This window comes from Pontibacter mangrovi, from assembly GCF_006385705.1.
GTDB lineage: Bacteria > Bacteroidota > Bacteroidia > Cytophagales > Hymenobacteraceae > Pontibacter > Pontibacter mangrovi.
Genome location: NZ_VFRQ01000007.1, coordinates 203,429 through 224,210, shown reverse-complemented (window position 1 = coordinate 224,210; position 20,782 = coordinate 203,429). Strand labels below are relative to the sequence as shown.

At 49.5% G+C, this 20,782-nt stretch carries 18 protein-coding genes; 9 read left to right on the top strand and 9 right to left on the bottom strand.

Features of this window, described 5'->3' with window-relative positions:
- The first annotated feature begins 103 nt into the window (after positions 1-103).
- Positions 104-760: a hypothetical protein gene (locus tag FJM65_RS14470; RefSeq protein WP_140622258.1), complete on the top strand. Its 657-nt coding sequence runs from the start codon at positions 104-106 to the stop codon at positions 758-760.
- A 43-nt stretch (positions 761-803) separates the two neighbouring features.
- Here the strand turns inward: FJM65_RS14470 and FJM65_RS14465 are convergent, their stop codons facing one another.
- Positions 804-1,271, bottom strand: a complete 468-nt coding sequence (locus FJM65_RS14465; protein ID WP_140622257.1) for a JAB domain-containing protein — start codon at positions 1,269-1,271, stop codon at positions 804-806.
- A gap of 422 nt (positions 1,272-1,693) precedes the next feature.
- Here FJM65_RS14465 and FJM65_RS14460 point away from each other — a divergent pair, with 422 nt between their 5' ends.
- The 3 genes from FJM65_RS14460 to FJM65_RS14450 all read left to right on the top strand — a co-directional run bounded on the left by FJM65_RS14460 (position 1,694) and on the right by FJM65_RS14450 (position 3,269).
- On the top strand, positions 1,694-1,903 hold the full coding sequence (locus tag FJM65_RS14460; protein WP_140622256.1) for a helix-turn-helix transcriptional regulator: 210 nt from the start codon (positions 1,694-1,696) through the stop codon (positions 1,901-1,903).
- Positions 1,904-1,908: 5 nt separating this feature from the next.
- Positions 1,909-2,244 (top strand): HipA N-terminal domain-containing protein, encoded by a 336-nt coding sequence (locus tag FJM65_RS14455; RefSeq protein WP_140622255.1) that lies wholly within the window; start codon positions 1,909-1,911, stop codon positions 2,242-2,244.
- Positions 2,245-2,339: 95 nt separating this feature from the next.
- Positions 2,340-3,269: a HipA domain-containing protein gene (locus FJM65_RS14450; RefSeq protein ID WP_239022967.1), complete on the top strand. Its 930-nt coding sequence runs from the start codon at positions 2,340-2,342 to the stop codon at positions 3,267-3,269.
- Between the two features lie 139 nt (positions 3,270-3,408).
- Here the strand turns inward: FJM65_RS14450 and FJM65_RS14445 are convergent, their stop codons facing one another.
- On the bottom strand, positions 3,409-4,707 hold the full coding sequence (locus FJM65_RS14445) for a site-specific integrase (RefSeq protein ID WP_140622253.1): 1,299 nt from the start codon (positions 4,705-4,707) through the stop codon (positions 3,409-3,411).
- A gap of 543 nt (positions 4,708-5,250) precedes the next feature.
- On the opposite strand from FJM65_RS14445, the gene msrA reads away from it, so the two are divergent.
- Entirely contained in the window at positions 5,251-5,784 is a 534-nt protein-coding gene (gene msrA, locus FJM65_RS14440; RefSeq protein WP_140622252.1) for a peptide-methionine (S)-S-oxide reductase MsrA, read from the top strand.
- Positions 5,785-6,483: 699 nt separating this feature from the next.
- On the opposite strand, the gene FJM65_RS14435 is transcribed toward msrA, so the two are convergent.
- Genes FJM65_RS14435 through FJM65_RS21305 form a run of 4 tightly spaced genes read right to left on the bottom strand, consistent with a single transcriptional unit; the run spans position 6,484 to position 10,889 of the window.
- Positions 6,484-7,569, bottom strand: coding sequence for an ABC transporter permease (locus FJM65_RS14435; RefSeq protein ID WP_140622251.1), 1,086 nt, complete (start codon positions 7,567-7,569; stop codon positions 6,484-6,486).
- Positions 7,566-8,951, bottom strand: a complete 1,386-nt coding sequence (locus FJM65_RS14430) for an ABC transporter permease (protein ID WP_140622250.1) — start codon at positions 8,949-8,951, stop codon at positions 7,566-7,568. Before FJM65_RS14430 ends, FJM65_RS14435 begins: the two co-directional genes overlap by 4 nt.
- A 4-nt stretch (positions 8,952-8,955) precedes the next feature.
- Complete coding sequence (locus tag FJM65_RS14425; RefSeq protein ID WP_239022966.1) at positions 8,956-10,683, bottom strand: ABC transporter substrate-binding protein; 1,728 nt, start codon at positions 10,681-10,683, stop codon at positions 8,956-8,958.
- A gap of 50 nt (positions 10,684-10,733) precedes the next feature.
- Positions 10,734-10,889 (bottom strand): hypothetical protein, encoded by a 156-nt coding sequence (locus FJM65_RS21305; protein WP_181163729.1) that lies wholly within the window; start codon positions 10,887-10,889, stop codon positions 10,734-10,736.
- A 316-nt stretch (positions 10,890-11,205) separates the two neighbouring features.
- On the opposite strand from FJM65_RS21305, the gene FJM65_RS14420 reads away from it, so the two are divergent.
- The 3 genes from FJM65_RS14420 to FJM65_RS14410 are packed head-to-tail and all read left to right on the top strand — an operon-like array spanning position 11,206 to position 15,578.
- The gene (locus tag FJM65_RS14420) at positions 11,206-12,687 is read left to right on the top strand and encodes a hypothetical protein (protein WP_140622249.1); all 1,482 of its coding nucleotides are present in this window, start codon (positions 11,206-11,208) and stop codon (positions 12,685-12,687) included.
- A gap of 21 nt (positions 12,688-12,708) precedes the next feature.
- The gene (locus tag FJM65_RS14415) at positions 12,709-14,196 is read left to right on the top strand and encodes a hypothetical protein (RefSeq protein WP_140622248.1); all 1,488 of its coding nucleotides are present in this window, start codon (positions 12,709-12,711) and stop codon (positions 14,194-14,196) included.
- A 47-nt stretch (positions 14,197-14,243) separates the two neighbouring features.
- Positions 14,244-15,578, top strand: coding sequence for an MFS transporter (locus FJM65_RS14410; RefSeq protein WP_140622247.1), 1,335 nt, complete (start codon positions 14,244-14,246; stop codon positions 15,576-15,578).
- 135 nt (positions 15,579-15,713) lie between these two features.
- Here the strand turns inward: FJM65_RS14410 and FJM65_RS14405 are convergent, their stop codons facing one another.
- A complete protein-coding gene (locus tag FJM65_RS14405) occupies positions 15,714-17,375 on the bottom strand; it encodes an amidohydrolase (RefSeq protein ID WP_140622246.1) in 1,662 nt (553 codons plus the stop codon).
- Between the two features lie 9 nt (positions 17,376-17,384).
- A complete protein-coding gene (locus FJM65_RS14400) occupies positions 17,385-18,158 on the bottom strand; it encodes an AMP nucleosidase (RefSeq protein ID WP_140622245.1) in 774 nt (257 codons plus the stop codon).
- Between the two features lie 90 nt (positions 18,159-18,248).
- On the opposite strand from FJM65_RS14400, the gene FJM65_RS14395 reads away from it, so the two are divergent.
- Positions 18,249-18,698, top strand: coding sequence for a type I restriction enzyme HsdR N-terminal domain-containing protein (locus FJM65_RS14395; RefSeq protein WP_140622244.1), 450 nt, complete (start codon positions 18,249-18,251; stop codon positions 18,696-18,698).
- Between the two features lie 151 nt (positions 18,699-18,849).
- On the opposite strand, the gene FJM65_RS14390 is transcribed toward FJM65_RS14395, so the two are convergent.
- Positions 18,850-20,724: an LTA synthase family protein gene (locus FJM65_RS14390; RefSeq protein ID WP_140622243.1), complete on the bottom strand. Its 1,875-nt coding sequence runs from the start codon at positions 20,722-20,724 to the stop codon at positions 18,850-18,852.
- Positions 20,725-20,782: the final 58 nt, after the last annotated feature.

Genomic DNA, 20,782 nt, shown 5'->3' with positions numbered 1-20,782 from the left:
TAGCAAAAGTTACAAAGGCTTAGAATTAGGGAATATGTCATTCGTCAAAATTGAAGTCTATATACAGGTGTAAAAATTTAAAGAGAAACCAAAAAAGCTGCACATGAATGAGGATAGTTTGTCAACCAAAGATATGCTGATGGACATCAGTTCCATGAGGAGCAAGGCGATGAGGCTTACAGAGAATGGGAAAGCCTACCATGTTCTGCTAAAGGACATCTTGGCAAGAGATCTGATCAAAAACGACGAGGCACGGGTGCCCTCCCTAAAGGAGCTATCTGCTGCCACAGGTCTACAGTACGGCAAAATCAGGAAGTACGTGGAGGAGATCTACCATGACCTTGTGCTGGATCTTGAGGCAAGGTCGGTATTCTCCTTTACCAAAGTTCGGTACGAGTTTCTGATCAGGGGCTTTACAAAGGATAAGTTCATAACCTTAGAAGCTGATCAATTGCCCGTGGTGCCGAGGGTAGGGGAACAAGTTTCTATGCCATTCTTTTATGCTTACATGAAGACTTCCCGCTTTTTTGTGGAGGAGATTGACCACAGTTTCGAAGAAGATTCGCAGATAGTGAGAATTTGGCTGACACAAGGATACTATAACTCATATTGGCATTATCGAAAGGACAAGGCAAAGGAAGAGCATGAGCTGGGGCTTATGGATTTCTTTCACCTGGAGGAGCATGAGCTGAAAAAGAAACTGGGGGTTGGGAAAAAGATGGACGACTATCTGGCCAAAAAGTTTGGACTCTCCAAATAGGAGGAGGTCTTCTGTACTACTTCTGCACGAGTAAAAAGAAGGGCTACAGGAGCCCTTCGTCTGCTAAGGAGTAATAACTTTCGCTGGTGAGGATGATGTGGTCCAGGACGGCGATGTCGAGCAGTTCACCGCCTGCTTTCATTTTCTTTGTCAGCTGCAGGTCCGCCTTGCTGGGCTTGAGATTGCCCGAGGGGTGGTTGTGGCAGAGGATGATGCCCGAGGCGCAGGCCTTGAGCGCGGCCACGAAGATGAGCTTGGGATCTGCCACCGTTCCGGCCACGCCTCCGGTAGAGAGCTCGTAGATGCCCAGCACCCGGTTGGCTCTATTGAGCAGCAGCACCTTGAACTGCTCTATAAACTCTATCTTGCTTTTGTCCCAGCTTTCCTGGAGCACCTTGTAGGAGTCGGCAGAGCAGGTGACCTGCGGGCGCTCGGAGGGCTTGACGCGGTTGCGGTAAGAGAGCTTCACTTCGGCTACTCTGGTGTTGGCGGATTTCAATGTCTTTTCCATAATCCTGATCTTTTAGTGTGAGGAATTGATTATGGTGCCCCACCTGCCTTCGGGACGGACTAAGGGCAAGGTGGAGCATGGAAAAATGTGGAGGGTTCCCTTTGGGATACCCATTTTTCCAGGACTACCTTGTCACGTGTCCGGCACGCAAGGCTAACTTTGCACTGGAATGAATGCCATGGACTTTTGCTTTGAAGTGGCTTTGTGATGCTGGTTTTTGTGGTTAGGCTGTTACCACCATTATTGCTATGCTGTAAAGACGTAGACTACTGAATTTCTAATAATGGGGTATGTGTAGGATTGTTTTACATGTCTTGCTAGAAGATACATGCATGTAACCTTCTAGTGAAAGCGCAATATAATGCACTTTTACTTTGATGTATCCTGAGTATTTTTTATATTTGAACCAAAAGGGCAATATAATGCACCAGAAGCTAAGTGAAATCATCAGGGAGCGTAGAAGCATGCTGCACCTCACGCAGGAGGATTTAGCTGCGCTGGCCGGTGTCGGGCTGCGTACGCTAAAGGCGCTGGAAGTCGGCAAAGGGAACCCTTCGCTGGATACGCTGCAGAGGCTGGCTGAGGTGCTCGGCATGGAGGTGCGGCTGGAAGTGAAAAGAATCGATAGGTAAAACGGATGAGGAAGGCACAGGTATTCTGGAACAATACGGTGGCGGGCACCTTAACAGAGGTAACGCCGGGGGAGTATATCTTCCGATACGAAAATGCCTATTTTACTGACCCGGCGCAACCGTCTATCAGCCTAACGCTGCCCAAGAAACAGCAGGAATACCGGAGCAGTTACCTCTTCCCCTTCTTTTTCAACATGCTCGCCGAAGGGGTGAACCGGAACCTGCAGAGCCGGCAGCTGAAAATAGACGAGAATGACTACTTTGGCCTGCTGCTGGCCACGGCGCAGTATGATACGATTGGGGCCGTCACGCTTAAACCGCTACAGGAGAAGAACGCATGAGCCTGCCAGATATCAGTTACTGCCCCGGAACACTTGCCCCCGGATTTCACACCTACAGTCCCGCCTGCCTTCGCAGGATGTTTAACGGCAGGAAGGTGAGCCATATACTCCCGTACTTGCCCCCGCAGGAGAGCGAGGCGGACGCAGAGAAGTTCCTGGAGAATCGCAAGCGCATCTCTATCTCCGGCGTGCAGGAGAAGCTCTCGCTCCTGCTAGAGAAGAACCGCCTGCGCCTCACTAGGCCGGGAGAGCATGGTGAGTATATTCTCAAGCCGATTCCACGCGACGTGATGCGACCGGACCAGGTGCCGGCCAACGAGCACCTGACCATGCAAATAGCCCACCAGGTGTACAAACTCCAGGTGGCGGAGAATGCCCTTATTTTCTTCCGGAACGGGGAACCGGCCTACATCACCAGGCGCTTTGATGTGAAGCCTGACGGGATGAGGCACGGGCAGGAGGATATGGCCTCGCTTGCCGGCCGGACGAAGCATACAGCCGGTAGTGACTTCAAATATGAGGGGAGCTATGAGGAGATCGCCCGTATCATCGAATTGACAGTGCCTGCCTACCGGGTGGAACTGGAAAAGCTGTTTTCCCTGATCGTGTTTAACTACCTCTTCTCGAACGGCGATGCGCACCTGAAGAATTTCTCCCTCATTGACACAGCCTACGGCGATTACGTACTGAGCCCGGCATATGATCTGATCTGCACCCGTCTGCACGTGGATGATTCGTACTTTGCCCTGAAAGGCGCGCTCTTCTCAGGTGACTATGAAACAGAGAGCTTTCAGGCTAACGGCTTTTACGCCTATGACGACTTTTATGAATTTGGGCTCAGGATTGGTCTACAGGAAAAGCGCATGGCTGGAATACTGCATGTTTTCAGGCAGGACCACGCCGCCGTACACCAGTTGATCGACCGCTCCTTTCTGCGGGAGGATATGAAGGAATCGTACAGGAAGTACTACCTGGAGCGGCTGGAGATGCTCTGCTATTCAATGGCTGAAAGAAGTAGGGCATAAAATGATTGCCACCTATTTCAACTAAGTTTCAGTTGGGACAGTCCATGATTTTTCTCCTCAACAACAGAGTGGAATCCTTTTGGCCTAAAGCGGCCGCGCAGCAGCCCTGTGCGAAGCCATGGATTCAGTTTTCTTTTGACTATTTGCTGAATGCCGTAAGATGTGCCGCATACTGCCGCTTCACGTCATCTTCGAAGCTGTCGAGGTAGAATTCGGTTGTTTTTAGGTTGCTGTGGCCGAGTGACTCGGAGATGAATTCGGTGGGGGCACCGGCGCGCTTAAGGACAGTGGAGAAGGTGTGCCTGGCAGTATAAGTCGTCACATTATGTTCGATGCCGACTTCGGCGGCAACCCGTTTGATGTAAAGGTTGATCGTCTTGGTAGTTTGTCTGACATAGGCTAGCTCTTGCTCGGGAGTTATGCCCTCCCTGAGGATAGGAAAGACATACGTATCCGGTGATACCGGTTTGTTGCCCCACCGCTTGATGATGCGGTTGATTTCCGGGGTGCGCATGGCCACAATGGGCTTAAGGGCATGGCGGGTGGTTCGTTCTGTCTTCGCCCGGATAAAGGTAATGCTTTCCCGGCTCAGCTGCTTGTACTTTAATCTCGCAATGTCTTTGACGTTGATGCCGTTGCACAGGTAGGAGAAGATCCAGAAGTCCCGGGCCTTCGCCTGGCTGTCGTGCACGGGGTGGTAATTATATATTTTCTCCACATCCGAGATTGTCAGCGCTTTTTTCACATTCTTGCTGGCTGGCATCCTGTACTTCCTTCTCCCGAAGGGATAGAGGTCCCTGCTCAAGTCCCCTGCGTCTATAAGATCATTAAACAGGGTGCGGAGCGTACGCAGGTACATGCTGACCGTCGTCAGTGTCTTTCCGCGGCTGAGCATCCACTTTTCATAACTATTGAGGAAGTCGACGTTAACATCGGTAAAGGGTAGCGGCTTTTTCCTTCTTTTCAGGTCCTCCTTTCTCTCCTTGGACTTTTGAATAGAAAGTCTCCTTCGGTTGATGGGAGGCTCCTTGAGCATAAATGAAATAAGGGAGATATAGGCCGTTTCATAGAAGTTGGCATTGGCCGCCTGCCCATTCTCACTCAGTTGCTTAATGCTCTGCTCGTAGGCCGCGAACACATCCGTCCTTGCCGGCAGGTCAAGAAACTTTCTGTCAAAGGCATCGAAGGTGAAGAAGGGCATCTTCTCAATGATGCGGACTGCCTTCTGCTCTAAAGCCTGCAGGGAGAGCTGGATTTCTTTGTACCTACCCCTGGGTTTATCCCCCTGTACTTTAGAGAAGTCCTCCTCAGACAGGGTATATTGGGTCCCGTAATATTTTCGTTGTCTTAGGTAAGTAACCCTTAACTTTACACGGTATGTCCCGTCCTTTAACGGGCGTCTGGTGTCTAACATGATGGATGTGGATGCAGTTATCATAGCTATTGTCGTAGTAGTTTTGTGCACACAATTTGCACACAAAGAGCTAAAATAGCAATAATTACAAAAAATTAATTTTTGGCAAATGTATTGTTATTCAGGCATTTATAAAAAACAAAAAAGCATGTATAGTTAATAAAATACTATTGTTTGCCGCTTCTAAGCAGTAGGTCTTTGGTTCGAATCCAAACGGGATCACAAAAACATCAAGCACTTATAAGGAAAACTTATAGGTGCTTTTTTGTTTTCCTGCCCTTTTTTCCTCTGATTCCCTCTTGACGCTGTCTTTAGCCAGGAGCACATGTCGTTGATTGCCCTTCAGGTTATGAAGTCTTGCTCTGCTGCACTCCTTTCTCGCCTTTCATGCGTCAACTAAGGAGGTGTAAAAGTAAGCTTTAGCTATAAGTATAGCTTGATAGTTTTACACTTGTGCCGCTCCTGGCAAAACATATCTCTCCAAACAGAGTTCTACAACTCAGCAACAATCTAATTAGCATGGCTGAAGTGTAACAGGCATGCAGGATGAAATTAAAGATAGATAACATGGAAACAGCAACGTTCGGTAATGGGTGCTTCTGGTGCACTGAGGCCGTTTTTCAGGAGTTGGAGGGAGTGGAGACGGTAGTGCCTGGCTACACCGGAGGCCATACAGAGAACCCATTGTATAAGCAGGTGTGCTCGGGCAGCACGGGGCATGCAGAGGTGCTACAGATTACATATGATCCTGCAAAAATTACTTTTGAAGAACTTTTAGAGGTATTCTGGAAAACCCATGACCCTACCACACTAAACCGGCAGGGGAATGATGTGGGTACTCAGTATCGCTCCGCTATTTTTTATCATTCTCCCGAACAAAAACTGCTTGCCGAAAAGTATAAAAAAGAGTTGGACAGTTCAGGCGCCTTTCCAAGCCCGATAGTCACGGAGATAGTGCCGCTCGATAAATTCTATGCTGCAGAGGATTACCACAAAAACTATTTTAACACGCACGGGCACGAGCCATACTGCAGCTTCGTGATTCGGCCTAAATTGGATAAGTTTAGAAAGGTTTTTAGTGAGAAACTGAAAAAAGGATAAATTAATTTCTAAATAAAATGCATATATAGTAGATTTTGCATAAATTGGCCCTGCTTTGTGTGAAACAACAAAAGCCCTGTAGGGGGGACTACAGGGCTAATTGCTTAATCTAAACACAAACAACCAACAAAATCTATTAATTAAAGGGTAATAAGGGGTCAGTTATTTTTTGTGGCTCCTAATAGCGCACAAACGGGGCAATGTTTACAAACTCACAATTGTCAGCAATCCCGACAAAGTAGTCTCCGATAAAAATACCGGCGCCGCTGCTTACTGCATTAGAGCCAGCATGGAATGTGACCATGCTGCCATCTATGGTAGCATAGCTCGCCGGTTGCTCTTCTGTATGAAATACAGTCTTCGCTGCAGTGCAACATGGCAGTAGCGTAGCCTTAACCAGGCATGGCTCAGCCAATTTTTTGGGTGAAGGGTGTACACTTGAATTCATGTGACAATGGGGTTTTGGGTTCTAACACATTACAAGTATACGGAGGCCATTAGTGCATAAACAGGAATATTAATTTTGTAAAGTAACTTGCATTTAAGTGATGTAAATTATTGTTATAAGTATCCTGGTTTTGGGTTATTATCCTGTGAATACTTGTTTTTTAATGATTTATACTTTGTGTGCTGCTTGTTGAGCAATTGAAACCTAAATTGAAAAGACGATTTTTGATTTACTTTTGATGAAAAGTAACGTCAGGAGTGGCGCTTAAGACCGAATGTTATGGATAAATAATGACTGCAGGTGTAGAGCGCGAGGATTGTTACGCTTAGAGCAGTGCCAGGTATGGCAACCAGCCACCAGGCAGAAGTGTTACTGCGGACCCCAGCTATGATGCGGCCCCAGCTAACAAGCTCACTCGGAACCCCAATATTCAGAAAAGAAAGGGTTGACTCCAGCGCCAGAAGGCCTCCCAGGCCAAACGTAAAGGCAACCAGCACAGGCCCCACTAAATTAGGGAGGGCATGCCGCCATACAAGCCTAACAGGTGGTGTTCCCATACTTCGGCCGGCCTCAAAATAACTTAGTTGCTTAATGCGAGCCATTTCTGCTCGCGACAGCCTAGCTACATCAGGCCAAAGCGTTAGCACCAGCAGTAATACCAGAATGGGCAATGAAGGGGGCACAAACGAGGCGAGCACGAGTATAACTACAAACCGAGGGACACTGGTTACCGCTTCCGTAATCCGCATCACCACCGCATCCACAGGAATGCGGATCGCTGTGCTCCAAAAATTTCTTTTCTTTTGCAGTATGATGGCCGCTAAACCAAGTATCAAAAGCAGAACTAAAAGCACGGCCAAAGCGCCGGCAATATACACGCTGCCCGACTCCAACTGGCGCAGCTGCAGCGGTAGGTATAGCCCATAGTATAGCGCAGCACTGCTGGCTAGTACACCGGCTAATGCTGTTGAGCGTCTGAGTTTTAGTTTATCATTGCCCCAAAAGCCGGCGCCTGTGCCCATTACCAGCCCCAGGGCGGTAGCCAAAAGCATGACTGGAAAGCTAATCAATATGGTTGTTCGGGCGCCGAAAAGGGTGTTGGTAAATACGTCACGGCCTAACCCATCGGTCCCCAGCCAGTGGCCAGTGGCTATGGCTTTAGCAGAAAGCGGAGGCAGAAAAGTATGATTCGTGTCCAGCATTGAAGGTGAGAACGGCAGGGGCAGCCATGGCAGTATCAGCGCCACAGCCACAAAAAGAAGCAGGTACACCAGCGCCAGCCGGAAACCCCACTTGCTCCGCCAGAGTTTTAATATACTATGCCACAAATGCCTCATAAAATGCTATGCTTCAAGCGTGGGTCTGCCTTTGTATATAGTATGTCGGCTGAGAAATAAGAAAGCGCCCTAACAACTAGCACCACCAGTACAATAAGCACTAGCACTGGCGTATCGCGGGCCAGCACCGACTCCACCAGCAGCCGCCCAATCCCGGGAATGGCAAAAACTGTTTCTATTAAAATGGAGCCGCTTACCAGCGCGGGCAGAAAGTCTGAAACTATAGTGATGATGGGGAGCAGGGCGTTCCGTAGCGCATGCCGCCGTATGACCTGGCCTTCGGACAACCCTTTTGCTTTGGCAGTGCGAGAGTAGCTGGCTTGCAGAGCGGCTTGCAGTGACGTATGAACCTGGCTCGTGAGGTAAGGCAGGTTCACCAGAACCAATGTCAACATAGGCAGGGCCATGTACTGCAGTTTTAGGCTAAGCTGCTGCCAGGCGCTTAGGCTGCCAGAAGTATAGTATCCCATCCCATAAACCGGAAAAAGCTGTAGGAAGGCAGGGTTGGCTAATAAAACCAGCAGCAGAAAGGCCAGCACCAGCGCAGGCACGCTGTCAAGTATAAAAAGGGAGGGGAGGAGCGCGCGGCGCAGCCACAGGAGCTTTCTGCGAACCATCAGTATACTTAGCTCCAGCGCCATTGCCAGCACCACAAGCATACTAACCAGCAGTAACAGCAGGGTGTTTCCTATTCCTTGTCTTACTTCTGTTAGGGCAGGCCTGCCGGTGCGGTAAGAATTTCCGAAGTCGCCGGAAAGCGCGGCCACAAGCCAGGAATGGTATTGATTCTGAATGCCGTGCCACGAGAGCCGGGGTAGCAGGGACGCTAATATTTGCCGTGAATCCACCAATGCTTCCAAGGCTTGGTTTAAAGCAGCTAAACGTTGGGCGACCTCGGGCGTGACAGGTTTGTTTTGCAGCAATTCCGCTGCTTGCTCAAGCGCAGGAAAGCTGCTGCTGTAGCGTAAGGTACTAATTGCTTGCTGTTCCTGCTTGGATAGTGGCAGCGGCAAGCTCTGTATGCGCTGCACCTGAAGGTCATACGCAGCTACTTCAGGCCAGCTGCCTACGCTAAGTGCTAACTGCTCCAGCTGCTTTCGCCGCGGCTCCGGGTAAACTCGATGGAGCGTATCGGGCACGGCGGTAGGGGAAAGGCTGAAATAGAACAGCGGTTTGTCGAGCCCGTTTTTCTGCTGGTACTCCCGGAATGCCTGCTCCCGGCTTTGCTGGCTGCTCTTGCTGTAAAAAGAAGCTTCTACATTAAGGATCTGATTTTCGCCGTACGACCCCGGTATGAGCCGGCTCAGCAGGAAAACCAGGGTGCCTGCCAGCCAGGCAGCGGGCACCAGTAGCAAAACCTTCCTAAGCAGGTGTGCGGGCATGAGCTTACTCTTGCTTTAAGGTAAAGGCGCTGACATCGTAGCCAGGTTTCAGCCCGGAAACTTTGGTGTTCGTGAAGCGCCGGTGCACAGCCAGTCGCTCTTTGGTATAATACATCGGAATTATCGCGGCCTCTTCCTGCATAATCTCCTGCAAGCGCCTGAGCAGTACAGCCTGCTGCTCTCTGTCCGGCACAGTGCCGCTGATCTTGTCCAGAATGCTGTCGCTTTCAGAAGTGCCAAAGCCGGTGTAGTTTAAGCCTCCCATGCCGGCATATGCTGTGTGCAGCAAGGGCTTAAAGTTGAATGCAAACGGGTTTCCGGAAAGAGAGCGGAAGTATAGCTCAAAGTTGTGCTGTTTAGATCTGGAGCTCAGCAAGGTACTTTCCTCGCCCTGCACCTGAACCGGAATGTCTAAATGGGATGCATTCTGTTTCAAAATAGCGGCGGCGTTCTCAAAGTTTGTGTTGCCTGCACGGTATATCACCTCAACTGTCAGCTGCTCGCGCTTTCCGTCAATATTTTTAAACCACCCGTCAGCCTCCCGTATCCATTCGGCTTCCTGAAGCAGCGTAGATGCTTTGTTAGCGTCGTGGTTAATAGGTTGCAGGTTGCTGTTGTAAAATTCTTTTACAGACGGTGGTATAATGCCAACGGTAGGGGTGGCGTAGCTCATTTGCGAAACCTGGATAATGTTATTTACATCCAGCAGGTGCGCTATGGCCTGTCGGGTACGCTTATCCGAAAACTTTGGATTTCGGGTATTAATGCCGGCATAGTAAAAGTCATAAGCATCAGGAGTGTGCAAGTTGTAGTCCTTTAAGAAAGACTCTTGCTTCCTGAGCTGTTCAAACTCGTGCGCCGGGATATTTTCCAGCACATCCAGCTGGCGGTTTTGGAGGGCCAGCAGTGCCGTAGTGATGTCTGGGATTACCTGAAAGCTGACGCGCTGTGGATTGGCCGTCAGATGTTGTGTGTTAGATGTGTTATTCCCCCACCAGTCTTTTTTGCGCGTCAGCGTCAGGTATTGTCCGTTTTGCCAGTTTTCCAGTACATAACCGCCACTGCCTTGCAGCAGGCGCGGGTCGTGCCCAAATGCGGGCGTGTTAAACTGGGCAGCGAATGTTTTCAGTTTTTCATCCTGCGCAACGGCTTGTTGCCCGTTGTGCAGGTCAGCTACATTCAGATGAAGCAGCAGATTCTCCGGGTCATATAAGTATGCCGGCAGTATAAAGAAGTCGCCTGTGAGCAGCTCCATTTCCGGGGCAAAGCCACTGCACACAAATGTAAACCGCTGCGGGTTGCCTGCGTCCAGCCGGATGTCCTTGATAAACTCCAACTGAGGCTTCAGGCTCTCGTTGTTTAGCAGCGGAGCCTTGGCAACTTTAAGCGTAAAGGCTACATCCTGTGCTGTCACAGGGCTGCCATCCGTCCATTCAGCTTCCTTCCTAATTTCATAGGTGAAAAGCGTGATGGAGTCCTGCCGCTCTACAGAGGGCATGGCCTCGGCCAAAAAAGGCTTAATGGTGTTGGTGCCCAAATCTGCGCTAAGCAGGCTCTGAAACAGCAGGTTTATGATCTGCAACGACTCCGCTCGACTGTAGTTTACCGGGTTTAGTGTCTCCGGGTCAACGGCCAGGCGCACGCGAACTTCTTCGGGGGCTCGCTCCGGCTGGCTGCAGTACGAGAGCAGCAAAGCCAAAAAGCAGGCAACCCTTACGCTAATTTTCCTCATGTACTTCCTTTTAGGCTAAAAGCTTTCAAAGGCAAGTTAAGGAAAATTAATTACTCAGATATATCAGTCCAGGTGCTGGCGCCACCAAATGTTGTTATAGTCTGGCTGTCCTGCTCATTGTTTACTGTAGAAGCGTTGTTTTCAGGAGTTGTAGGAGCTGTGCCTGAAATGATAGTAATCAGCAAAGAGAAGAATAGAGTTACCATGTTTTTGTTTTTTAGGTTTCGATCATTAACTGATGCAAATATTGGGGATAAATTGTATCCTATAAAGGAAAGTATAGTCAAAAAAGTAACTATTAATTATAAAACTAATAGTTTAATTTACTTATAGTAATATTATATTCCATTTGTTAGCCATAACTTTAGAATCAACAAAGAATATCGTAGATTGGCAAAAAGTAACATCATTCCTCTTTATTTGCATGGGCCAAAGATATTTTTCTTTTGTGTTCTCCAAAAGGATAAAAACTGTCAAGAAGTAACTTTAATTATTCATATAAAATTATACCTTTAAGCTTGCATGCAAGAGATAATCGCCTTAGCTAAATTCAGTGACCAATCGTCTTTTGAGGCTGGCATTCGTAGCGTATTAGAATTTAAGAAGGGCAAAGAGTTTAGAATGTATAAAGGCTCTCTGGACAGCACTTATACAGATGATGTTATCGCTGCCAAAGCCTTATACGGCGCTGGGCCAAACGATGCCAGATATAAGATGCTTAAATTAAGGCTTAAAAAAAAGCTGTATAGCAACTTATTTTTTGTTGACTACGATCAATTGAAGATCAGTAGAGTTTATCAGGCAGAGTTTGAGTGCATAAAGATGCTTTACCATGCACATTTCCTCTCGCGGCAGTATGAACTTCATTTGGTGTTGCAATTGGCTTCCAAAATCAAAAGGCTAGCCGGTAAATATGAGTTTATTAGCTTGCTAATTGACGCAACAGAGTTAGAGCTTAACTGCTATGCTGAGAACGGCAACTTCAAGGAGTTTAAGAATAGCAGAAAGTCACTGGAAGCACTTCTAAAAATTAAATACTATGAGCGTGAGGCGCAAACACTTTACCAGTCTATAAAGCTGGATGCGAAGAAAGCCATCAAGCTTAGGCGTACGCAACTCTTAAACATTAACCAGAGGCTAGACAGGCTACAGAAGCTTTATACAAAGGCAGGCTCCTTTGAGTCATTCAACTCTTACTACAAGGCGAGCATCATCTATAACGAGCTAATGGGAAACTTTGAGGCTATTGTGGAACTAACCATAGATGCGGAGAAAAAAGCGGCAGAAGGGGGCATCAATTCAAATAGGTTTAACAGCGCTTTTAACAAGTTTGAACTGGTATACTCCCACCTACGGGCTAAAAAACTGGAAAGCGGGATAAAATATGCATCAGAATATCTGGATGGTTTTACAGAATATACACCAAACTGGTACGCCTTTTTAGAAAATTACTTTCTGTTGGCGCTCCATAGCAAAAAGTATGAATTGGCTTCTACGCTGATAAACAGGGCTTTGGTGAGTTCCACTATCAGCAAGCTGCCAGCGTCAGCGCGCGAAAGATGGAATTTATATGAAGCATACTTTCTGTTGCTGTACAGAAACGAAAACATGAATTTTGCACAAAGAAACCCTTTCTTACTTTCTTTACCCGAATACAGTAAAGACAAGCAAGGATTTAATGTTGCTATTCTTATACTTCAGTTTGTCTATTACCTCCATAAACAAGATAAAGAAGCCCTTTTGTATCGAATTGAAAGTCTCAAAAAGTATATCCTTACCCATTTAAAAGACTCTTTTAGCCTCAGAAGTAAAATATTCCTGAAGCTCCTGATCCTGATTGTTACTGAAGACTTTGATGTAACCGCTTGTAGAAAGAAGGGCAACAAATTATACCATAAATTACTAGAGACGCCTACTCCGGGCGATGCTTATGCTGAAATAGAGATTGTGCCCTATGAACACCTCTGGGAGTATATTTTGGACACATTGCAGGCACAGAAGTAGAACAACCACAGTAAAGGTAACATGAAAGAGTTACAGAGACTTGTACGAATAATTAACAAAAATCTGCCGGCTTCTTCCCCACTGATCAATCTTCAGGAGGAAAGTACGCTAGAATCGAGACTGTTTCGTTTGCTGAGGGATTGTCCATCCGCTACTGAGCAAGTTGTTGCTGAGGAACTGTATGGTACTAAAGAACTACCAGGCAGTCACCGCATGCTTAAGTCACGCTTCCGTAAAAAGATTTTTAATCATTTACACTTTCTAAACCTACCTTCTGATAACTTAAAAAGTAGTAACGAAGTGCTGTATGTATGCTATACTTTACTAGTAGAAGCACAAGCACTCATCCTGCAATATGAACTGAAAGCTGCCCTCAGAGTTTTAGAACAGCTAAAGCAAATAGCCACGAAGTATGAAAATACTGAAATGCAGATAAGGGCCCTGGAGACATTACGGGGAATTTATCAGGACCTAAGAAAGCTTAAGGAGCTTGCTTTGAGCAATGCTGAACTGGAGGCTTGCTACAAGGTGCAGGCTTTTGAGCGAAAGGCGCTTTTACTTTATGACAAAATGGTGGCCACATTAAAAGGCCACGTAGCTGATAAAGCCAAAGCATTGGCATTGTACCCTGAAGTCATTTCTAAGCTATGGGAAATGTGGGAATCATCCGGATCGTCTAAAATTTTTTCACAGTGGCACATACTTCAAATCGCTTATCATGAGCTACGCGGAGATTATGAAGAGATTATCAGCTTGATAGCGAAGTCAGAGAAAATTGCTGCTGAGGAACACGTCAATAAAAATTGGTATAACAGGAAGTATAACGCCTACATAGAAGTATACGCGCATTTGCAGAGCCGACAGTATGAGCGCGGGCTCTTGCTAGCGGCAGAGCATATAAAACTCTTTGACAACTCCTCTTCTAACTGGTTCAGTTTTATGGAGAATTATGTACTGCTAGCGCTGCATCATCGAGACTATGAGGTGGCGGTTCTTTTGTTAAAAGCAGTTGTAGAGAATGAGCATCTTAAAAAGCTTAGTGACTCCAGCCTTGAACGATGGGAGCTTTATAGGCTGTATCTATTATTCTTCCAAGAAAATGCCTTAGCTGATAAGCTCTATAATACCAAGGAAATAGCTAATAAATTGTTGATCCTCCCCAAAGATAAATCCGGCTTTAACCTGGCGCTGCTGGTGTTGGATGTGTTAAATAAGCTGGCCGAGGAAACGGTGGATGACCTGGAGCCGCATGCTGAGCGGGTGCGAAAGTATGTTCATAAATACCTGAAAGGGGAGAAGGCAGTGCGGCCACGCCTGTTCATGCGGCTGGTGTTGCTGGCCCTCACCAAAGATGACCCGGAGGAGTTGCGTGAGCAAAGTGCGGATTTGCTTGTTAAACTACAGGCAGCACCCTTGCCGGGCGACGCCTTTGCCGAAGTCGAGATTGTGCCCTATGAGCACCTGTGGGACCTGATTGGGCAGCTGCTGGAGAAACGGAGGGCACGTTAACCTGCAGCGAAAGCATCTGCTGCAGATATTTTTTAGTACTTTTCGGGATGGAAAAGAACAACCCCACCGTAACGCGGGCCTGGTGCTTTTATGACTGGGCCAACTCTGTTTATTCGCTGGTCATTACCTCTACCATCTTCCCGATCTATTTTAGCGCCGTATCCCGGAAGCCCGACGGCACCTCCACCGTAAATTTTGGGGGCTTTGTACTGGATAGCTCCGTTCTTTTTACCTACGCCATTTCTGCTGCGTTCCTGACCATCGCGTTTCTCAGCCCCTTCCTGACTGCCATCGCTGATTACAGCGGCCGAAAAAAGACCTTCCTGCAGCTTTTCTGCTACCTTGGCTCGCTTTCCTGCGCCGGCCTATACTTCTTCACTGCCGATACGTTCAATTTATCGGTGATACTTTTCGTGCTGGCAACCATTGGCTTCAGCGGCAGCATCGTGTTCTACAATGCCTATTTGCCCGAGATCGCCACCGAAGACCAGTACGATAGGCTCAGTGCCCGCGGCTTCTCCATGGGCTATATCGGCAGCGTAATCCTGCTGATCTTCAACCTGGCGATGATCATGAAGCCAGGCTGGTTCGGTATTGCCGCTGAGAATACCTCGCTGCCGCCGCGCATCGCCTTCCTGAGCACGGGCATTTGGTGGCTTGGCTTTGCGCAATATACTTTTTACTATCTTCCGGGCAACGTGTACCAGCGCAAGCCACAGGGCAGCTGGATCCTGAACGGTTTTAAAGAACTGAAAAAGGTGCTGGATCAGGTAAAAGGCCTGCCGCTGCTCAAGCGTTTCCTGCTGGCCTACTTTTTCTACAACATGGGCGTGCAGACGGTGATGTACCTGGCGGCCATCTTTGGGGAGGTGGAGCTGCGCCTGCCAAGCGATGTGCTGATCGTAACCATACTTATCATCCAACTGGTGGCCATAGCCGGGGCTTATGCCTTTGCCCGGCTATCAGAGAGGTATGGAAATGTGTGGGCGCTGATCGTGGCGGTGCTGATCTGGATAGGCATTTGCGTGGGCGCCTATTTTACACATGGTGAGCTGCAGTTTTATGCCCTGGCTGCTGTGGTGGGCTCCGTGATGGGCGGTATTCAGTCTTTGTCGCGCTCTACCTATTCTAAACTGATACCCGCCACGACCACAGACCACGCCTCTTTCTTTAGCTTTTATGACGTTACTGAAAAAGTCTCTATCGTGCTCGGGACCTTTGCCTATGGTATCATCGCGCAGCTAACAGGCTCTATGCGCAACAGCATTATGGCCCTGATCACTTTCTTTGTGCTGGGGCTGATTTTCCTGTTTTTGATGCGTGGCAAGCGCATACTGGAGGCACAGCCGGAAAGTGCACACGCCTTGAGCGGCAATCAGTAGATTTTATACTTATACTTGCGCATTATACAAAAAGTCCGCTGAAGTATAAGTTCCAGCGGACTTTTTGTATAAGTATGAGTGCTTTAAACTATAAAGACGCAAAGTTTTGCATCTCTACGATTTAGCTAAAGAAGGTTACTTCTTGTACACCAGCTTTCCGTTCAGGTAAGTGCGCAGCACCTGCGCCTCGCGCATCTGGTTTGGCTCTACGGTCATCAGATCGCGGTCTACAAGTATAAAGTCGGCGAACTTACCCGTTTCTATACTTCCTTTCTCGTTTTCTTCGAAGTTTGACTTGGCCGCCCAGATGGTCATGCCACGCAGGGCCTCCTCACGGCTCAGGGCATTCTCAGGCTGAAAGCCTCCCTCAGGCCAGTTCTTCGCATCCTGCCGTGCCACCGCCGAGTGAAACGTGTAGAACGGATTTATACTTTCCACCGGGAAATCTGTGCCCAGCGGAAGGTAACCGTTCTGCTCCAGCAGTTCTTTGTAAGGGTAGGCATGCTTCAGGCGTTCTTTCCCAAGCCTGTCGCCGGCCCAGTACATATCAGAGGTAGCGTGCGTCGGCTGTACGGAAGGCACAATGCTGAACTTGCCAAACTTTTGCATATCCTCCGGGTTGATGATCTGGGCGTGCTCTATGCGCCAGCGTCTGTCGTTTTTGCCACCCAATACCTCGCCGTAGATATCCAGCAGCAGGCGGTTGGCTGAGTCTCCTATGGCGTGCGTGTTCATCTGGAAGCCATATTGGTGCAGGTCGGCGGCGATGTCGCGGAACTCCTGCGCTGAGGCCAGCAGGAAACCGTAGTGCCCGTGCTTGTCGGCATAAGGCTTCAGCAGGTTCGCGCCTCTGGATCCCAGGGCGCCGTCAGAATACACCTTAAAGGAGCGTACAGTCAACCGGTCCGTTTTGTAGGGGCCGCTTTTAAAGTAGTGGTCCTTGTTTTCCTGTGTCGGGTTCAGCATAGCATACACGCGCATCTGCAGCTCGCCCTTCTGGTGCATGTCGTTGATCAGGTCCACAGTAGCCTTGTCCAGTCCGGCGTCATCCACGGTGGTCAGACCCACGGCAAAGGTGTTGGCCTCCGCGTTTTTCAGGGCCTGGCGGCTTTCCTCTTCGGTTGGGGCAGGAATCTTGGCCGATACCCTATCAATCGCATTATCGACAAGTATACCGGTCATCTTACCGTTCTCCACCTCCACCAAACCACCTACCATTTTTGTTTGCGGCGTGACACCAGCCAGATCCAGTGCCTTTTGGTTGGCCAGGGCAGCGTGCCCGTCGATGCGGGTAAGTATAACAGGCGTGTCCGGGAAGAGCTGGTCCAGCGTATCCTTCGTTGGGAACTCCTTCACTGCCCAGTCGTTCTGGTCCCAGCCGCGGCCGGTAATCCACTCCGTGTCCGGGTACTTCTCACGCTGCTCCGTCACCTTCTGCACCACCTCCTTAAACGACTCCGTGTCTACCAGGTCAGCCGACTGCAGCGACAGGCCATAGCGGTAGAAGTGGGCATGGGCATCGATAAAGCCCGGGTAAATGGTCTTGCCCTCGGCATCAAGCTCCTCTTCGGCTTTATACTTCCCGTGGATCTCTTCAGCTGTGCCAACGGCCACTATTTTGCCGTCTTTCACAGCAAAGGCCTCGGCTTTGTCGAAGTTGTCGTTTACTGTATAAACAATGGCGTTATAGACGATAAGGTCTGCCTCTTCTGTACCTGTCTGGGAGCTGGTGCAGCTGCCCAGCAGAGTGCCGCCCAGCAGCAGAGCGGCGGCAAGGGTGCGTAGGTTCTTGGTCATAGTATGGTTTTATTCGAAGCGCATGTGCTTTACAGATTCTCCTGAGTTGATGAGTTCCAGCAGCGAATCGATGCCGATGCTCAGGTGTTTCTCCACATAGTTAGTCGTCACCAGTTTATCGCTTTCGGATGTCTTCACACCCTCCGGGATCATCGGGTTGTCCGACACCAGCAGCAGCGCGCCGTGGGGAATCTCATTGATGAAGCCGACCGTGAAGATCGTGGCTGTCTCCATGTCGATGCCCATAGCGCGGATCTGGCGCAGGTAATCCTTAAAATCCTCGTCGTGCTCCCACACCCGGCGGTTGGTCGTATACACAGTGCCGGTCCAGTAGTCCATCTCGTGCTTCTTGATCATGGAGGAAACCGAGCGCTGCAGACGGAACGACGGCAGGGCCGGGATCTCAGGTGGCAGGTAATCGTCCGAAGTACCCTCTCCGCGAATAGCCGCGATCGGAAGGATCAGGTCGCCGATCTGCGTTTTTCTTTTCAGGCCGCCGCACTTGCCCAGAAACAGGGCTGCCTTTGGCTTGATGGCCGACAACAGGTCCATTACCGTGGCGGCCATAGCACTGCCCATCCCGAAGTTAATGATGGTGATGTTGTTGGCAGTAGCCGTTTGCATCGGTTTGTCCAGGCCTCTTATCTCAGCGCCGAAGCGATCGGCGAACATGCGTACGTAGTTTATAAAGTTGGTGAGCAGGATATACTCTCCAAACTCATCGAGGGGCACCCCCGTGTAGCGGGGCAGCCAGTCGCTTACTATTTCCTCTTTCGTCTTCATGGGTTATGTTGATTAGTCAGGTATAAAAAAGCCGCCAAGGCAGCAGGGGCTACAGGGGCGGCGGCACAGGAAAAATGGCTAAATTGCAGCATGGATGCACTCAATTTACCTCCTTTTGATTACAAAGTTACGAAATCCGGCGCTAATTATCTGATTTATGATATACTTCGCCGTAAAAACGTAGTGCTGACGCCGGAGGAGTGGGTGCGCCAGCATTTCGTGCATTACCTTATCAACGCGCTGGGCTACCCCAAAAGCCTGATCAGCATTGAGCGCGGCACCAGCTATAACAAACTGCAGAAGCGCACCGACCTGTGCATCTATAATTTGGAGGGCAAGCCTCACCTGCTGCTAGAGTGCAAAGCCGCCCACATCCCTATTACGCAGGAGGTGGTAAAGCAGGTATCCACTTACAATCAAACGCTGCAGGCCAAGTATGTGGCCATCTCCAACGGTTTGCAGCACTACTGCTGGCAAGTAGACTTTGAAACACGAGCGTACCAGCCGCTGGCAGAGGTGCCAAAGTATAATTTTGAATGAGTTTAATGGGTGAAAGTCGTGTTAATTTAAAGGTATGCGGCTGCCTGATAACGTATAAGCATCATGCGGCCAGGTTGAAAGATGACGCACCTTCACTAATTTAGCACCTATTTACATATTCACTCAAGCACCCCTTCAGCATTAAAGTTATTTACTCCTTCCAGAAGTAAAGCGTGTTATCCGTCATGCGGTTGCGGAAGTACTGCACCTGCGCCTTCAGGTTGTTGCCTGCCTCCGGAGCCGGGGATGGGGCAGGGGCGAGGTCTGGAAAAGTATAGTATTGCAGTTCATCATCCGGCTGCAGTTTGGTCACTGTTTCCGGTTGCACCAGTACATAGTCATTCCCGTTAAAGTAAATGGCCTGCCCCTGGTTAGCGCTGTCCAGCACCGAGTGGCCGAAGGGCAGCAGCCTGTCAGTCGGGAGGTGCAGGTAATCGATAACAGTGGCCGGGATGTCGGCATGCTGCGTTATTTTTTCAGGATTTATACGTTGCAGGCGCTTGCCCGGGTGAAACAGCAAGAGGGGCACCCGAAAGTGACCCAGCTCGCTTTGGTATGCCGGATTTATGCTTTTCTGCGTATGGTCGGCGGTAAGTATAAACAGCGTGTTCTGGTACCAAGGTTGGCGGGAGGCGGTGGCAAAGAAGCGGCGCAGGGCGTAATCCGCATAGCCAATCGACTCGTGTATCTCCAACTCACCTTTCGGGAAACGGCCTTTGTGCTGCGCCGGAATGGTATAGGGCTGGTGCGAGCTTAAGGTAAATAAAGCGGCCATGAACGGCTGCTGAAACTCCGTCAGCTGCTGCGCCACATACTGCAGGTAAGGCTCGTCGAATATTCCCCATTGCCCGTCAAAGTCCCTACTGCGTAGTTCATCCAGGTACTCATCCATGCCATAATATTGTGCCACGCCGGCCCGGCGCGCAAAGTCATTAAAGCCCATAGAGCCGTTCGCCGCCCCATGAAACATAGCCGTTTGGTAGCCCGCCTCCTGCAGCAACGTGCCCAGCCCGTACAGTTTGTTGGCCTGGTACGGAGAAGTGATGAAAGGCTCCGGCATCAGCGATGGCACTCCGGCAAGTATGGACGGTAGCGACTCGATGGATTTGCGGCCGTTGGCGAAGGCATTCCGGAACAACAGCCCCTCCTGGGCCAAGGAGTCCAGGAAAGGCGTATAGCCCTGGCCGTTGTTCAGGGCACCCACGTACTCTGCGGCAAAGCTCTCCAGAATGATAATAACGACGTTTTGCTTCGCTGGTGCTGCCGCGGGGTGGGCATACTTTTGCGGGTTGAACTGTAGCGCTTGCAGCAGTTCTTCATCACTATTAAAATAATGCTTTTTCTCCAGGTTTGTCTTACCGATGCCTTTGATCAGGGTGAAGGGGCTGTTGAGCGTGAGGTGGCCTAGGGAGGCAGGCTCCAGTACAAAGGCGTGGCTCGGGCGTAAGGGCTTCAGCTGCAAACCGCCCCGGATGCCAAACACCACCAGCCCCGCCACCAACAGCAGGCGCAGGCTGCGCAGCCATACATTACCGGTTATAAAGGCCGGTTCCCGCAACTTAGGATATGTTCTGGCAAACCCGTAAACCAGCAGTACAAAGCCCAGGGCCAGGTACCAGTAGTAACCCAGCAGCTGTCCCACCTGGTCAGTTATGTCACCGGTAATGCTGAGCAGCTCGTTGCTGGTGCGGCGGCCGATAAATTTGAAAAACTCAACATCTACAACGGCCAGGGCTATAAAAGGCGCGTTGCCAAGTATAAAAACCCATTTCAGGAGGCGCTGGTACAGCGGGTGCAGTGCGTTGCCAATGGGTTGCAGCGACAGCAGTATAAAAAAGCTGTTGATGATAAGTATGGCGGCCACGTCAAAGCGCAGGCCGTGCACAAAAGCAAGCAGCACCTCACCGGCGCCCGCCTCGGAGAATTCCTGGTAGTTAAAAATAAGGAAGATCAGGCGCAGCAGGGTATAGAGCAGCAGCAACAGGCCCAGCCGGCGGAGCATCAGTTTAAAGGCAGAATCGAACATCGCAGCTCAGACACAATGGATAAAACGCCACAAGAGTGGCATGTATGGTAAACAGCCT